At 67.9% G+C, this 14620-nt stretch carries 13 protein-coding genes; 4 read left to right on the top strand and 9 right to left on the bottom strand.

The window, feature by feature from the left end; genetic code table 11:
- Positions 1 to 84 precede the first annotated feature (84 nt).
- The 4 genes from sucD to recA all read right to left on the bottom strand — a co-directional run bounded on the left by sucD (position 85) and on the right by recA (position 4190).
- A complete protein-coding gene (gene sucD / locus LRM40_RS16860) occupies positions 85 to 978 on the bottom strand; it encodes a succinate--CoA ligase subunit alpha (RefSeq protein WP_151124596.1) in 894 nt (297 codons plus the stop codon).
- A 23-nt stretch (positions 979 to 1001) separates the two neighbouring features.
- Positions 1002 to 2162: an ADP-forming succinate--CoA ligase subunit beta gene (gene sucC / locus LRM40_RS16855; RefSeq protein ID WP_151124595.1), complete on the bottom strand. Its 1161-nt coding sequence runs from the start codon at positions 2160 to 2162 to the stop codon at positions 1002 to 1004.
- Positions 2163 to 2456: 294 nt separating this feature from the next.
- Positions 2457 to 3068: a regulatory protein RecX gene (locus LRM40_RS16850; protein ID WP_151124594.1), complete on the bottom strand. Its 612-nt coding sequence runs from the start codon at positions 3066 to 3068 to the stop codon at positions 2457 to 2459.
- A gap of 66 nt (positions 3069 to 3134) precedes the next feature.
- Positions 3135 to 4190, bottom strand: a complete 1056-nt coding sequence (recA, locus tag LRM40_RS16845) for a recombinase RecA (RefSeq protein WP_151124593.1) — start codon at positions 4188 to 4190, stop codon at positions 3135 to 3137.
- 139 nt (positions 4191 to 4329) lie between these two features.
- Here recA and LRM40_RS16840 point away from each other — a divergent pair, with 139 nt between their 5' ends.
- The 4 genes from LRM40_RS16840 to LRM40_RS16825 all read left to right on the top strand — a co-directional run bounded on the left by LRM40_RS16840 (position 4330) and on the right by LRM40_RS16825 (position 8682).
- Positions 4330 to 5001 carry a response regulator gene (locus tag LRM40_RS16840; RefSeq protein ID WP_151124592.1) on the top strand — a complete coding sequence of 224 codons (672 nt, stop codon included), beginning with the start codon at positions 4330 to 4332 and terminating at the stop codon, positions 4999 to 5001.
- Positions 5002 to 5063: 62 nt separating this feature from the next.
- Positions 5064 to 6554 carry a sensor histidine kinase gene (locus LRM40_RS16835; RefSeq protein WP_151124591.1) on the top strand — a complete coding sequence of 497 codons (1491 nt, stop codon included), beginning with the start codon at positions 5064 to 5066 and terminating at the stop codon, positions 6552 to 6554.
- 169 nt (positions 6555 to 6723) lie between these two features.
- Entirely contained in the window at positions 6724 to 7509 is a 786-nt protein-coding gene (locus LRM40_RS16830; RefSeq protein ID WP_151124590.1) for a hypothetical protein, read from the top strand.
- Between the two features lie 501 nt (positions 7510 to 8010).
- Complete coding sequence (locus LRM40_RS16825) at positions 8011 to 8682, top strand: hypothetical protein (protein ID WP_151124589.1); 672 nt, start codon at positions 8011 to 8013, stop codon at positions 8680 to 8682.
- Positions 8683 to 8737: 55 nt separating this feature from the next.
- Here the strand turns inward: LRM40_RS16825 and rodA are convergent, their stop codons facing one another.
- From rodA to LRM40_RS16800, 5 genes are read right to left on the bottom strand one after another with little or no spacing between them, the layout of a single operon-like run.
- The gene (gene rodA / locus LRM40_RS16820) at positions 8738 to 9892 is read right to left on the bottom strand and encodes a rod shape-determining protein RodA (RefSeq protein ID WP_151124588.1); all 1155 of its coding nucleotides are present in this window, start codon (positions 9890 to 9892) and stop codon (positions 8738 to 8740) included.
- Positions 9889 to 12015: a penicillin-binding protein 2 gene (gene mrdA, locus LRM40_RS16815; RefSeq protein WP_151124587.1), complete on the bottom strand. Its 2127-nt coding sequence runs from the start codon at positions 12013 to 12015 to the stop codon at positions 9889 to 9891. Before mrdA ends, rodA begins: the two co-directional genes overlap by 4 nt.
- Positions 12016 to 12028: 13 nt before the next feature.
- Entirely contained in the window at positions 12029 to 12553 is a 525-nt protein-coding gene (mreD, locus tag LRM40_RS16810) for a rod shape-determining protein MreD (protein ID WP_211373009.1), read from the bottom strand.
- Positions 12550 to 13500: a rod shape-determining protein MreC gene (mreC, locus tag LRM40_RS16805; RefSeq protein ID WP_151124586.1), complete on the bottom strand. Its 951-nt coding sequence runs from the start codon at positions 13498 to 13500 to the stop codon at positions 12550 to 12552. Before mreC ends, mreD begins: the two co-directional genes overlap by 4 nt.
- A 39-nt stretch (positions 13501 to 13539) precedes the next feature.
- The gene (locus LRM40_RS16800) at positions 13540 to 14583 is read right to left on the bottom strand and encodes a rod shape-determining protein (protein WP_022979182.1); all 1044 of its coding nucleotides are present in this window, start codon (positions 14581 to 14583) and stop codon (positions 13540 to 13542) included.
- Between the last annotated feature and the right edge of the window lie 37 nt (positions 14584 to 14620).

Below are 14620 nucleotides of genomic sequence, written 5' to 3'. Positions count from 1 at the left end.
GTCTTTGTGTGGGGATCACCCGCCAGTGTAGGCCCATGAAAAAGGCCGCCCGAAGGCGGCCTTGGGGATGGCTGTGGCCCGTGCTTACAGCATGGCCTTGAGCAGCTTGCCCATCTCGGACGGGTTGCGGGTCACCTTGAAGCCGCACTCTTCCATGATGGCCAGCTTGGCATCGGCGGTGTCGGCACCGCCGGAGATCAGCGCGCCGGCGTGGCCCATGCGCTTTCCGGGAGGGGCGGTGACACCGGCGATGAAGCCGACGATCGGCTTCTTCATGTTGTCCTTGCACCAGCGGGCGGCTTCGGCCTCGTCCGGGCCACCGATCTCGCCGATCATGATGACGGCGTCGGTGTCCGGATCGTCGTTGAAGGCCTTCATCACATCGATGTGCTTCAGACCGTTGATCGGGTCGCCACCGATGCCCACCGCGGAGGATTGGCCCAGGCCGATCTCGGTGAGCTGGGCCACGGCTTCATAGGTCAGCGTGCCCGAGCGCGACACGACGCCGATGCGGCCCTTCTTGTGGATGTGGCCCGGCATGATGCCGATCTTGATTTCTTCCGGCGTGATCAGGCCGGGGCAGTTGGGGCCCAGCAGCAGCGTCTTCTTGCCGCCAGCGGCTTCCTTGGCCTTCATCTTGTTGCGCACCATCAGCATGTCGCGCACGGGGATGCCCTCGGTGATGGCGATCACCAGGTCCAGGTCGGCCTCGACGGCTTCCCAGATGGCGTCAGCGGCGCCGGCGGGCGGCACGTAGATCACCGACACGGTGGCGCCGGTCTGCGTGGCCGCTTCCTTGACGGAGGCGTAGATGGGGATGTCGGAGAACTTCTCGCCGGCCTTCTTGGGGTTCACGCCCGCGACGAAGGCGTTCTTGCCGTTGGCATAGGCCTGGCAGCCCAGGGTGTGGAACTGGCCGGTCTTGCCGGTGATCCCCTGGGTGATGACCTTGGTGTCCTTGTTGATGTAGATCGACATGACTGGATTCCTTCTGGGCGTGCTTACTTGACGGCGGCCACGATCTTGGTGGCGGCTTCGGCCATGGTGTCGGCCGAGATGATGGGCAGGCCCGATTCGGCCAGCATCTTCTTGCCCAGATCCTCGTTCGTGCCCTTCATGCGCACGACCAGCGGCACCTGCAGGTTCACGGCCTTGCAGGCGGTGATCACGCCCTGCGCGATGGTGTCGCACTTCATGATGCCGCCGAAGATGTTGACCAGGATGCCCTTGACGTCCGGGTTCTTCAGCATGATCTTGAAGGCTTCGGTGACCTTCTCCGCCGTGGCGCCACCGCCCACGTCCAGGAAGTTCGCCGGCTCGCCGCCGAACAGCTTGATGGTGTCCATGGTGGACATGGCCAGGCCGGCGCCGTTGACCAGGCAGCCGATGTTGCCGTCCAGGCTGATGTAGGCCAGATCGAACTTGGAAGCTTCGATCTCGGCGGGGTCCTCTTCGTCCAGGTCGCGGTAGGCCACGATCTCGGGGTGGCGGAACAGCGCGTTGGCGTCGAAGTTGAACTTGGCGTCCAGGGCGATCAGATTGCCCTTGCTGTCACGGTTGAGCGGGTTGATCTCGACCAGCGAGGCATCCGTCTCCATGTAGCAGCGGTACAGGTTCTTGAACAGGGTCACGGCCTGGTCCACGGTGTGGCCTTCCATGCCGATGGCCTTGGCCACCTTGGCCGCCTGCTCGTCGGTCAGGCCCACCAGCGGGTCGACCATCTCGGTGATGATCTTCTCGGGGGTGGAATGGGCCACTTCCTCGATGTCCATGCCGCCTTCGGATGAGGCGATCAGCGCCACCTTCTGGGTGCCGCGGTCGGTCACCAGGGAGACGTAGAACTCCTTCTGGATGTCCGCGCCTTCCTCGATGTACAGGCGGCGGACCTTCTGGCCTTCCGGGCCGGTCTGGTGCGTGACCAGCTGCATGCCCAGGATCCTCTCGGACAGGGCCTTCACATCGTCCAGGGTCTTGGCGACCTTCACGCCACCGCCCTTGCCGCGGCCACCCGCGTGGATCTGTGCCTTGACCACCCACACCGGGCCGCCCAGCTTCTGGGCAGCTTCCACCGCCTCTTGCACATTGAACGCCGGGATGCCCTTGGGGACCGGCACGTCGAATTGGCGCAGGATTTCCTTGCCTTGGTATTCGTGAATCTTCATGGGAGGTCTTTTCGTGAGTTCAGGACGAAAGAGAGGAGCGGAATCCGCGGCCAGCACATCGACGAAGGGCTGACGGCATCTTCAGGGGCCGCATTTTGCAGTTCAGGAGGCGCTTTTACCTGACGAAACCCCAGAATTTCCCGCAGGATCAGGGCTGGCGCTTGCAATCGACTGACATTGCTGTCAACGGAGGCTCAGCGTTTTCCCGGAAAGTCGTGCACCGTAGCATGCGATGTTGCGGTGCAGCAGAGGGGAAACCCTGTGCCATGTGCGGCACGATTGCGCCGGACTGGCTCAGTCAGATGCCTCGTCGCCACCACCCAGCACCTGGCGCACCACCTCGCCGCTGAAGCCCCGGGCCGCGAGAAAGCGCATCTGCCTGGCCCGTTCCCGCGGGTCGGCCGGCGGTTGGCCGAAGCGCTTGCGCCAGACCTCCCGGGCCCTTTGGACCTCGTTCTGGCGCAGGGTGCGCACCGTCTCGCTGTCCAGCTCCACGCCGTGGCGAGAGAGCTCCTGGCGGATGCGCGACAGGCCCAGGCGGGGCGCCCGGCTGTTCAGCCGGCTTTCGATGAAGCGCTCGTCGCTCTGGTAGCGCTGAGCCTGCAGCCAGTCCAGCACCTCGTCCACCTCGGCGGCCAGGGCGTCGGGGTCGGGCTCGACCCTGTGCGCCGGGGCGACCGGGGGCGCGGAGGTGGCGGACTCACCGAAGGGGTCGCCTTCCCAGCCGCTGCCCCAGCCGTTGTGGCCGGCGTCCGCGCTCGGTGTGCCGGAGGCCTCGGCGGCGTCATGGGCGGCGCGCTTTCGTGCGTGGGCCAGCAGCTTGGTCCGCAGTTCGGCCCGGCTGTGTTCACGCCGGGCCAGCAGGGCCAGGGCTTGCGCCTTCAGGCTGAGCGGGGCACGTTTCATGGGCTGGATGTGAAACCGGGCGGCCAAGGCCGCCCGGATCGCTGAGGCGTGTGCGTGACCGCCGGCTTACTCGCCGGCTTCGGCCGCGCCGCCGGCCACCGGGTTCAGCTGGCGCACGCCCAGGGCCTCGCGCACCTTGTTCTCGATCTCGCGGGCCAGCTCGGGGTTCTCGCGCAGGAATTCGCGGCAGTTGTCCTTGCCCTGGCCGATCTTCTCGCCGTTGTAGGCGTACCAGGCACCGGATTTGTCCACCACCTTGGCCTGCACGCCCAGGTCGATGATCTCGCCCTCGCGGCTGACGCCCTCGCCGTAGAGGATGTCGAACTCGGCCTCGCGGAAAGGCGGGCTGACCTTGTTCTTGACGACCTTGACGCGGGTCTCGTTGCCGACGACTTCCTCGCCACGCTTGATCGAGCCGATGCGGCGGATGTCCAAACGCACCGAGGCGTAGAACTTCAGCGCGTTGCCGCCGGTGGTGGTCTCCGGGCTGCCGAACATCACGCCGATCTTCATGCGGATCTGGTTGATGAAGATGACCGTGCAGTTGGACTTCTTGATGGTGGCGGTGAGCTTGCGCAGGGCCTGGCTCATCAGGCGGGCCTGCAGGCCGGGCAGCTGGTCGCCCATCTCGCCTTCGATTTCGGCCTTGGGTGTCAGCGCGGCCACCGAGTCGATGACGACCAGATCCACCGCGCCGGAGCGCACCAGGGAATCGACGATCTCCAGTGCCTGCTCGCCGGTGTCGGGCTGGCTGATCAGCAGGTCCTGCAGGTTGACGCCCAGCTTCTGGGCGTACTGCACGTCCAGGGCATGTTCGGCGTCGATGAAGGCGGCCACGCCGCCGAGCTTCTGCATCTCGGCCACGACCTGCAGGGTCAGGGTGGTCTTGCCGGAGGATTCCGGGCCGTAGATCTCGATCACGCGGCCGCGGGGCAGGCCGCCGACGCCCAGGGCCACATCCAGGCCCAGCGAACCGGTGGACACCACCTGGATGTCCTCGGGTTGCTCATCCACCCCCAGGCGCATGATGGAGCCCTTGCCGAACTGCTTTTCGATCTGCGACAGCGCAGCCTGCAGGGCCTTGGCCTTGTCGGGGTTCAGGTTGGTGACAGGGGCGTTCATGCGGTTCTCCTCAGTTCGGGCCATTATGGCAGAGGCTGGATATTCGTACAGTATTTTTTGAGGAGAACTGGATGAGCCGAGCGGTTCGTCGCGGGACCGCACCGGCGACTGCCTAGAATCCCCTCCCAGGAGAGAGAGCATGCGTATCCTGATTGCCGAAGATGACCAGGTGCTGGCGGACGGTTTGCTGCGTTCGCTGCGCGGGACGGGCTATGCGGTCGATCAGGTGGGCACCGGCTCCGAAGCCGATGCCGCGCTGGCGGCCCATGAGTTCGATCTGGTGATCCTGGACCTGGGTCTGCCCAAGCTGCATGGCCTGGAGGTGCTGCGGCGCATGCGTGCCCGCGGTTGCGTCACGCCAGTGCTGATCCTCACCGCCGCCGATTCGGTCGAGCAGCGGGTCAAGGGCCTGGACCTGGGGGCCGACGACTTCATGGCCAAACCCTTCTCCCTGCAGGAGCTCGAGGCGCGGGTGCGGGCCCTCACCCGGCGCGGCCTGGGCACCGCCTCCAGCGTGATCAAGCATGGGCCGCTGAGCTTCGACGCCACGGGGCGGGTGGCCTATCTGAATGACCAGATGATCGACCTCTCCGCGCGGGAGATCAGCCTGCTGGAGGTGCTGCTGCAGCGCGCCGGTCGCCTGGTCAGCAAGGACCAGCTGGTGGCCCGGCTGTGCGAATGGGGCGAAGAGGTCAGCAACAACGCCATCGAGGTCTACATCCACCGGCTGCGCAAGAAGATCGAGCACGGCCCGGTGCGCATTGCCACGGTGCGCGGGCTGGGCTATTGCCTGGAAAAGATTCCCGGTTGAGGGCGGGCGCGGGCGCGCTGCGCCAGCACGGCGTCAGGCGCCTGGCCTAGGCTGCTCGCACCATGAGGCTGCTTTCGTCCGTTCGCCGCTCCAGTGCTCCGCGCGAGCAGCGCTCGCTGTTCGGCGAGATCCTGGACTGGATGCTGGCGCCCTTGCTGCTGCTGTGGCCGATGAGCGTGGCCCTGACCTGGTTGGTGGCGCAGAACATCGCAGCGCGTCCCTATGACCGCGACCTGGCCCAGCTGGCGCGGGTGATCTCGCGCCAGGTGGCGCTGGAGTTGGCGGACCACCCCACCGATCTGCCGGTGCCCCTGCCGGAGCCCACGGCAGTGCTGCTGCGCGGCGACGAGGTGGACAAGGTCTATTTCCAGGTGATGGACGGGCAGGGGCGTCTGCTGGCCGGCGACGGTGAGATCCCCGTACCGGTCGACGAGTCTCTGCCGGTGGGCGAGGTGGTCTGGCGCGATGCCGAGGTGTTCAGCGAGCCAGTGCGGGTGGCCATGCTGCGGCCTGCGGCAGAGGCCGGTGGCAGCTCGCCGATCGCGCTGGTGCAGGTGGCCGAGACGCAGGGCAAGCGCTCACGGCTGGCCACCGAGATCATCAAGGGGGTGATCCTGCCCCAGTTCGTGATCCTGCCGGTGGCGGTGCTGCTGGTGTGGTTTGCGCTGGCACGCGGCATCGCGCCGCTCAACGAGTTGCAGCAGCGCATCCGCCGCCGCGAGAGCCACGACCTCAGCCCCATCGACGAACTGGAGGCGCCCGAAGAGGTGGCCCCGCTGGTGCGCTCCATCAACGACCTGCTGGGCCGGCTGGACCAGTCGGTGGGGGCGCAGAAGCACTTCCTGGCCGACGCGGCCCACCAGCTCAAGACGCCGCTGGCCGGGCTGCGCATGCAGGCCGAACTGGCGCAGCGCGAGATCGACGCCGGCGGCGACGCCCAGACCGTGCGCCGCAGCCTGGCCCAGATCGCCCTGTCCAGCCAGCGGGCGGCCCACATGGTCAACCAGCTGCTGTCCATGGCCCGGGCCGAGGACGAGGAGCAGTCGCGCCGGCAGCTGCCCTTCGATCTGGCCGACATCGCCACCGAAACGGTGCAGGACTTCGTGCCCAAGGCCTTGGACAAGCGCATCGACCTGGGCTATGAGGGGCCGGCCCCGGGTGACCCCATGCCTCGGCTGATGGGCCAGCCGCTGCTGGTGCGCGAGATGGTGCGCAACCTGGTGGACAACGCCTTGCAGTACACGCCGGCCGAGGGCACGGTGACGGTGCGGGTGGTGCCCGATCCCTTCGGGCAGGTGGTGGCGCTGCAGGTGGAGGACAACGGGCCGGGCATCCCGTCGGCCGAGCGAGAGCAGGTCTTCCAGCCCTTCTACCGGGCCCTGGGCACCGATGTCGACGGCAGCGGCCTGGGACTGGCCATCGTCAAGGAGATTGCCGAGCGCCATGGCGCGACGGTGGACATCGAGAATGCCTGGAGTGGCGGGCCGGTGCCCCCGGGTGAGCGCCCCGGCACGGTGTTCACCGTGCGCTTCACTGCCGCCAGGGAAGGTTGAGCTCGCGCTGGGGCGCCTTGCCTTGCGCCCTGCCGAAGGGGCGTTCATCTGTGAGGAGGATGACGCCGAAGAAGCGTGGAGGAGATCATCGCCGCCGCGCATGCGGGCCCCTCTCTCGAGGAGGCGAGGGGCATGCGTGCACACCACAACCAAAAAAAAGGAACTCCCCATGAACAAAGCAGTCTTCCGCGGCGCGCTGTCGGCAATGACCCTGGCCATGATCGGCGCGAGCGCCCTGGCCGCCACCTCGACCCAGCGTCCGGTGCACCCCGATGCCCTGCGGGCCCAGCCGGCGGCTTCCAGCGCTGCCCAGTTCGCGACCCCCACGGTGATGCTGCTGCAAGACGTGGCGCCCTGGGACAGCTCGGCCAACGAGACCATCCTGAACAACCTGGGCGTGGCCTTCGCGACGGTCTCGTCTGCGGAGCTGGCGGCCATGCCCGCCGAGGCCCTGGATCCGTACGCCGTGGTGATCGTCTCCAGCGATCAGCCGCAGGCCTTCTATGACGTCCTGAAGGACCAGATGGGCAAGCTGGGCAAGTGGGTCAAGACGGGTGCGCGCACGCTGGAATTCCATGCGGCGGACAACGGCTGGAACGGGGGAACCTTCTCCGGCACCCTGCCCAAGGGCGTGACGACCTACGACGCCCATGACCTCACCAACATGGTGGTGCGTCCGAAGTGGTCCCTGATGAAGGGCGTGCCCACCACCCTGAGCGGCAGCTGGGCCAGCCACAAGGGCCTGAATGTCGAGGCCCCGATCAAGACCATCGTCACCGACACGGCGGGCAACCCGACCCTGGTGGACTACTGCTGGAAGCAGGGTCGTGTGATCGCCACCGGGCTGACCCTGGAGATCGCCCACGACCTCGGCTGGGATGCCGCCAAGGTGCTCGAGAACCTGATTGCCGCATCGACCTCGGCGCCGGGTTGTCAGCACAAGGACCCGCAGTGAGCCACAGCGCCCGCCTGCCTGTGCAAGAAGGACAGGTCGGGGGCGCGCTCGGAGGAGAATGCCAGGCGTGTGCGGGCGCCTTGCCCGACACAGCCGGGCGGTGATCTGTTCCGAGTCGGGGGAGATTCCCCTATGGGTATGCGGCTGACTCACGTCTCCGGCAGGCTGACGCATGAGGAATGCGTGCAGGATCATCCGGGCCGCTGGCGTTTGCCGGGGGGCCCGGCTTTCGGTTGTGCAGGCTCCCATCGTCAGTGGACGGCTCCTCCCTTGTAGGGATGGCCGGTTCAGGGGGGGATTTCTACGATTGCTGACGGTTCAAGGGTGAACGAGAGTCCGTCTGCAGTCAGATGGCTCCCTTGGATCACGCTTTCCCCGCCAGAGGATCTCCTCATGAAGAACGCCAGAGTTCGCCGCAGTCTGTTGGCCCTGATCTTGTCGACGCCGGTTCTTGCTGCATCGGCGGCCGTCACCACGCAGCGCCCGCCTCAGGCGGATGCCTTGCGCGCTGCTCCCGTGGTTTCCACGGCGGCCCAGCTGACGCCCCCCACCGTGCTGTTGCTGCAGGAAACGCAGCCCTGGGGGTCGGTGGCCAATGAGACCATCCTCAACAACCTGGGTGTGGCTTTTGCCACCGCCACCGCCGACGCGCTGGCTGCGATGTCCGACATCGGGCTGGACCAGTATTCGGTGATCATCGTCGCCAGTGATCAGCCGCAGTCCTTCTACGACACCTTGAAGGCGCAGATGGGCCGGATCAACCACTGGGTGAAGACCGGGCCTCGCACCCTCGAGTTCCATGTGGCCGACCACGGCTGGAACAACGGGCGGTTCACCGGGGTGTTGCCCAAGATGGTGGCCTCGTTCAACGCGCGTGACGATCTGGACGTGGCCGTTCGCCCCAAGTGGCCGCTGATGAAGGGGGTGCCCTCCACCATCAACGGCAGCGCGGCCAGCCAGAACGCCCTGATGGTCCAGCCGCCGATCAAGACCATCCTGACCGACACCGTGGGGAACTCGACCCTCGTGGACTACTGCTGGAAGCAGGGGCGCGTGATCGCCAGCGGCCTGACGCTGGAGTACGCCTGGGACCACGGCTGGGACGCCAAGCCGCTGCTGGAGAACATGCTGGCGGCATCGACTTCCGCGCCGGGCTGTCAGCACAGCAACTGAAGGCCGGCCATGGGTCGAAGCAGGGCTCCCGCGGGAGCCCTTTTTCCATCCGGGCTCAGGTCTGGATCAGCCGCCGGCTCTTGGCGATGGACATCAGCATGCCCAGGGCGAGGCCCAGCGTCACCATGGCGGTGCCGCCATAGCTGATGAAGGGCAGCGGAATGCCCACCACTGGCAGGATGCCGCTGACCATGCCCATGTTCACCATCGCATAGGTGAAGAAGCTCATCGTCAGCGCCCCGGCCAGCAGGCGCGAGAAGACGGTGGGTGCTGAATTGGCGATCAGCAGGCCGCGCGCGAGTACGAAGGTGAAGGCGGTGATCAGGGCCAGCGCGCCGATCAGGCCGAACTCCTCGGCGAAGGCGGCGAACACGAAGTCGGTCGTGCGTTCGGGAATGAATTCCAGGTGGGTCTGGGTGCCCTGCATGAAGCCCTTGCCGGTGACGCCGCCGGAACCGATCGCGATCATGCCCTGGATGATGTGGAAGCCCTTGCCCAGCGGATCGGTGGTCGGATCCAGCAGGGTGCAGACCCGGTGTTTCTGGTATTCGCGCAGCAGCGGCCAGGTCACGTCGTCCTGGCAGATGCGGTCGGCCGACAGCACGATGGCCGTGACCGCCACCGCGCCAGCCAGCAGCACGGGCAGGATCAGCTTCCAGGACAGGCCGGCGAAGTAGATGATGTAGAGCCCGCCCGAGAGGATCAGGATGGCCGTGCCCAGGTCCGGCTGCTTGACCACCAGCCCCACCGGCACCAGCAGCAGCAGGGCGGCGGCGGCGAAGTCCAGGGCCCGCAGCTGGCCTTCGCGCTTCTGGAACCACCAGGCCAGCATCAGCGGCATGGCGATCTTCATCAGTTCGCTGGGCTGGATGACCACCCCGACATTGAGCCAGCGGGTGGCGCCCTTCTTGGTGATCCCGAACAGGGCGGTGGCCAGCAGCAGGGCCACGCCCAGCGAATACAGCGGCACGGCCAACTGGGCCAGGCGCTGCGGCGGCACCTGGGCCACCACGAACAGGATACCCAGCCCCAGCAGCATGTTGCGGCCGTGGTCGGCGAAGCGGCTGCCGTTGTCGTAACCGGCCGAATACATCGTGATCAGGCCCATCACGCCCAGCACCACCAGCCCCGCCAGCAAGGGCAGGTCGAAGCCGCTGAAGATGGGCTGCAGGCGGCGCCACAGCGAGGGACGTTCGAACACGACGCTCATCGGGAGGCTCCTGGTGCGGCTGCGCGGACAGGGGCGCTGCCTGCCGCGGCGTGGGAGGCGGCGGCACGGGGCGCCGTGCCGGAGACGGCGGCAGAGGCAGGCGCTGCCACGGATGCGCCGCTGGCAGCCGCAGCCGGCATGGGCACCAGTCCCAGCGGCAGGTCCACCGGGGTCTGGCTGGGCAGCGGCACATCCTCCACCCGGCGCGGGGTGCCCACCGGCGGCCCGCTGGACTTGCCCTCGCGCACCAGGGCGATGTCTTCCTCGCTGGGGTACTGGTCGGCCAGCAGGTAATCCAGCACGCGCCGGGCGATCGGCGCCGCGGCGGCCGATCCCCAGCCGGCGTTCTCGACGATGGCGGCCAGTGCCACCCGGGGGTTGTCGCGCGGCGCGAAGGCGATGTAGAGCGAATGGTCGCGCTGGTGCTCGGCCAGCCGGGCTGCGCTGTACTTTTCGTTGGCGCGCATGGTCACCGCCTGGGCCGTGCCGGTCTTGCCGCCGCTGACATAGGGGGCGCCCGCAAAGACGCGCGAGGAGGTGCCCTGCTGGGCCACGCCCACCATGGCGTCGAGCACCAGCGACACATCCTGCGGCTTGAGCGGCAGCGGTGGCAGTGCGTCGGAGGAGACGATGCGCTTCTCGCGGGAGACCACGTCCTCGACCTCGCGCACCAGCCGGGGCTGGAAGCGCTGGCCGCCCGAGCTCAGCGTGGCCATGGCCGTGGCCAGCTGGGTCATGGTGAAGTTGTTGTAGCCCTGGCCGATGCCCAGCGAGACCGTCTCGCCCGGGTACCACCGCTTCTGCTCGGGGCGCTTGTAGGTGCGCCGCTTCCACTCGGTGGAGGGCAGCACGCCGGTGACTTCGCCCTCCAGGTCGATGCCGGTCTTGCGGCCGAAACCGAAGGGTTCGAGCTGGTCGTGGATCAGGTCCACGCCCATCTCCACGGCCAGGCTGTAGAAGTAGACGTTGGACGAGGTGATGATGGCCAGCCGCATGTCCTTGGGGCCGGCCCGGTCGGTTTCCGGGCTGCCGAAGGTGTGCCCGCCGAAGGTGTAGCTCAGGTTGTCCTGGATGACCAGGTGGGGGTCGCGCTTGCCGGTGGCCAGCGCGGCCATCGCCATGTAGGGCTTGAAGGTGGAGCCCGGCGGGTAGGTGCCGCGCAGCGCCCGGTTGAGCAGGGGCTTGTCGATCGACTCGTTGAGCTCGCGCCAGCTGTCGAAGTCGATGCCGTCGACGAAGAGGTTGGGGTCGAAGGTGGGCTTGGAAACGAAGGCCAGCACCTCGCCGTTGCGCGGGTCGATGGCCACCAGGGCGCCGCGGCGGTCCCCGTAGAGCCGCTCCACCAGGTTCTGCAGCTTGATGTCGATCGACAGGTGCAGCTCGTTGCCGGGGGTGGGCGGGTGGCTGTTCAGACGACGTACCGCGCGGCCGCTGGCGGCGGTCTCGACCTCTTCATAGCCGGTGCGACCGTGCAGCTCGGCCTCGTAGCTCTGCTCCAGCCCCAGCTTGCCGATGTATTCGGTGCCGCGGTAATTCGCCTGGCGATCCTCGTCCCAGTCCTCCATCGCGGTCTTCTCGGCCTGGTTGATGCGGCCGATGTAGCCCAGCAGGTGGCTGGCGGTGTCGCCCAGCGGGTAGTTGCGGAACAGACGCGCCTTGATGTCCACGCCGGGGAAGCGGAAGCGCTGGGCGAGGAAGCGGGCCATCTCCTCGTCGGTCAGCTTGGTGCGGATGGGCAGGCTCTCGAAGCTCTTGCTCTCCTCCATCTGCCGCTTGAAGCGCTTGCGATCGCGCGGCTGGATGTCGATCAGCTGGGCCAGCTGGTCGATGGTCTGCTCCAGGTTGCCGACCTTGGACGGGGTGATCTCCAGCGTGTAGGCGGTGTAGTTGGTGGCCAGCACCACGCCGTTGCGGTCCAGGATGCGGCCGCGCTGCGGCACGATGGGCAGCACCGCGATGCGGTTGGCCTCGGCCCGGGTGGAGAGTTCGTCGTGGCGGGCCACCTGCAGCACCACCAGCCGGGCGATCAGCAGCCCGAAGCCCAGCAGCACGAAGGCCGCCGCCGCGATCAGGCGGAAGCGGAAGCGCTCCAGTTCCCGCTGGATGTTGCGCAACTCGGTCATGTGGGCACCCGGCTCACAGGGGGCGGTTCTTGTCGGGATCGGGTGGGCGGCGCTGCGGTGCCAGCAGCACCAGGCTGGCCACCGGCCACAGCAAGGTCTCGGCCAGCGGCGCGACCAGCATGCTCCAGCCCGGCCAGCCGTCGCCCGCCACCGCGCGCACCAGCAGGGTCAGCAGGGTGGCTGCGAAGAAGGCGGGCGCCACCTGGGCCATCTGGCCGGACAGGCCGAACCACAGCACCCGGCGGTGGATGGCGATGCCGAAGAAGCCCAGCAGGCTGTAGGCCAGCGCATGCTGGCCCAGCAGCGAGCCGTGGTGCACGTCCATCAGCAGGCCGAAGAAGAAGGCGGTGGTGATGCCCACCCGGCGCGGCTGGTGCACGCTCCAGAACACCAGCACCAGGGCCACGAAGTCGGGCATCCAGGGCGTGGGGCCCAGGGGCACCAGGTTCAGAGCCAGCGCCAGCAGCATCGAGGCCCACAGGAACCAGGGGTTGACCGGCAGCAGCAACTGGTCCGCGCCCCGCGGCATGATGCTCATCGCGGCGCACTCCCGAACTCGTTGGCGCTGGCGGCCGAGGCGGCGGATGCCGCGGCACTGGCGGCGGCCACGGCCGCGGCCACCGCGGTGTCGGCCTGCTTGTCCACCGGCCCCACCAGCAGCACGAAGCGCAGGCCGCCGGTCTTGGCCACCGGGCTGAGGCCGATGTGGGCGAAGCCGCCCTCGCCCTGGCGGTTCACGGAGGTGACCGTGGCCACCGGCACGCCGGCCGGGTAGATGCCATCCACGCCGCTGGTCAGCAGGGTGTCGCCCACCTTCACGTCGTCGTTGGCGGCCACGAAGCGCAGCTCCATCTGGCCCTCGTCACCGGAGCCGAAGGCGGCGGCGCGGTGCTGGGTGCGGGCGTTGAGCACCGGGATGGTGGCGTCGCGGTCGGCCAGCAGCGTCACCTCGGACGACAGCAGGTAGGCCCGGGTCACCTGGCCCAGGATGCCGTGCTCGTTCATCACGGGCATGCCTTCGGTCACGCCTTGCTGCGTGCCGCGGTCGATGAAGAGCTTGTGCACGTAGGGGTCCGGGGCCTCGTAGAGCACTTCGGCCACCTGGCTGCGGGGCGGGGTGGCCGGGCGCAGGCCCAGCAGGCCGCGCAGCTGGGCGTTCTCCTGGGTCAGGCGTTCGGCCCGGCTGGTCTGCTCGGCCTGCGCGGTCAGCTGGCGCTGCAGCGCCTGGTTGCGGGCCAGGGCCTGGTCCAGGCCGCCGATGTAGTCGGCACTGCCGCCCACCAGGGCCACGGGCAGGCCGAGCACACGCACCGCCGGCAGCAGGCCGGTGGCCAGGGCGTTGCGCAGGGGCTGGATGAGCGCGAAGCGGTGGTCCGCGGCCATCAGGAAGATGGCCAGGGCGGCAGCCAGCAGCAGCCTCGACAGGGCCGAGGGGCCCTGGTGGAAGAACGGCGGCGGGTTGCGGTCGAGCGTGCCGAGCGGCATGGGTGTCGTCCCGGGGCGCGCCAGGCGCCCGCCGAAGTCTTATTCCGAGGTGAAGATCGAGCCCAGGCGTTCCATGCTCTCGAGCGCCATGCCGCAGCCGCGCACCACGCAGGTCAGCGGGTCCTCGGCCACCAGCACCGGCAGGCCGGTCTCCTCGGCCAGCAGGCGGTCCAGGTCGCGCAGCAGCGCACCGCCGCCGGTCAGCATCATGCCGCGCTCGGCGATGTCGGCGCCCAGTTCCGGCGGGGTCTGTTCCAGCGCGTTCTTCACGGCCGACACGATCTGGTTGAGCGGGTCGGTCAGGGCTTCCAGGATCTCGTTGGACGAGATGGTGAAGCTGCGCGGCACGCCTTCGGAGAGGTTGCGGCCCTTGACCTCCATCTCCTTGACCTCGGAGCCGGGGAAGGCGCTGCCGATGCTCTTCTTGATGGCCTCGGCGGTGGGCTCGCCGATCAGCATGCCGTAGTTGCGGCGGATGTAGTTGATGATGGCCTCGTCGAACTTGTCGCCGCCGACGCGGACCGAGCCCTTGTAGACCATGCCGCCCAGCGAGATCACGCCGACCTCGGTGGTGCCGCCGCCGATGTCGATGACCATCGAGCCGGAGGCCTCGGACACCGGCAGGCCCGCGCCGATCGCGGCAGCCATCGGTTCCTCGATCAGGTGTACCTCGGAGGCGCCGGCGCCCAGGGCGGCGTCGCGGATGGCGCGCTTTTCCACCTGGGTGGAGCCGCAGGGCACGCAGATGATGATGCGCGGGCTGGGTTTGAGCACCGAGCGCGGATGCACCATCTTGATGAACTGCTTGATCATCTGCTCGGTGATCACGAAGTCGGCGATCACGCCGTCCTTCATGGGCCGGATGGCCTCGATGTTGCCGGGCACCTTGCCCAGCATGGCCTTGGCCTCGTGGCCGACGGCCTGGATGACCTTCTTGCCGTTCGGGCCGCCTTCGTGGCGGATGGAGACGACCGAGGGTTCATCGAGCACGATGCCCTTGCCCCGGACGTAGATCAGGGTGTTGGCAGTGCCGAGGTCGATCGCGAGATCGGTGGAAACGTAGCGACGCAGGGAGGCGAACATGGAGGACTCAGGTCAGGCGGAGGGCGCGCGCCCGCAG

The organism is Ideonella dechloratans (assembly GCF_021049305.1).
Taxonomy (GTDB): domain Bacteria; phylum Pseudomonadota; class Gammaproteobacteria; order Burkholderiales; family Burkholderiaceae_C; genus Ideonella; species Ideonella dechloratans.
This window is presented reverse-complemented; position numbering and strand designations above follow the sequence as displayed.

Bases quoted from the DNA above. Each gene is read 5' to 3' on its own strand.
- sucD (WP_151124596.1), bottom strand. From the start codon at position 978: ATGTCGATCTACATCAACAAGGACACCAAGGTCATCACCCAGGGGATC.
- sucC (WP_151124595.1), bottom strand. From the start codon at position 2,162: ATGAAGATTCACGAATACCAAGGCAAGGAAATCCTGCGCCAATTCGAC.
- LRM40_RS16850 (WP_151124594.1), bottom strand. From the start codon at position 3,068: ATGAAACGTGCCCCGCTCAGCCTGAAGGCGCAAGCCCTGGCCCTGCTG.
- recA (WP_151124593.1), bottom strand. From the start codon at position 4,190: ATGAACGCCCCTGTCACCAACCTGAACCCCGACAAGGCCAAGGCCCTG.
- LRM40_RS16840 (WP_151124592.1), top strand. From the start codon at position 4,330: ATGCGTATCCTGATTGCCGAAGATGACCAGGTGCTGGCGGACGGTTTG.
- LRM40_RS16835 (WP_151124591.1), top strand. From the start codon at position 5,064: ATGAGGCTGCTTTCGTCCGTTCGCCGCTCCAGTGCTCCGCGCGAGCAG.
- LRM40_RS16830 (WP_151124590.1), top strand. From the start codon at position 6,724: ATGAACAAAGCAGTCTTCCGCGGCGCGCTGTCGGCAATGACCCTGGCC.
- rodA (WP_151124588.1), bottom strand. From the start codon at position 9,892: ATGAGCGTCGTGTTCGAACGTCCCTCGCTGTGGCGCCGCCTGCAGCCC.
- mrdA (WP_151124587.1), bottom strand. From the start codon at position 12,015: ATGACCGAGTTGCGCAACATCCAGCGGGAACTGGAGCGCTTCCGCTTC.
- mreD (WP_211373009.1), bottom strand. From the start codon at position 12,553: ATGAGCATCATGCCGCGGGGCGCGGACCAGTTGCTGCTGCCGGTCAAC.
- mreC (WP_151124586.1), bottom strand. From the start codon at position 13,500: ATGCCGCTCGGCACGCTCGACCGCAACCCGCCGCCGTTCTTCCACCAG.
- LRM40_RS16800 (WP_022979182.1), bottom strand. From the start codon at position 14,583: ATGTTCGCCTCCCTGCGTCGCTACGTTTCCACCGATCTCGCGATCGAC.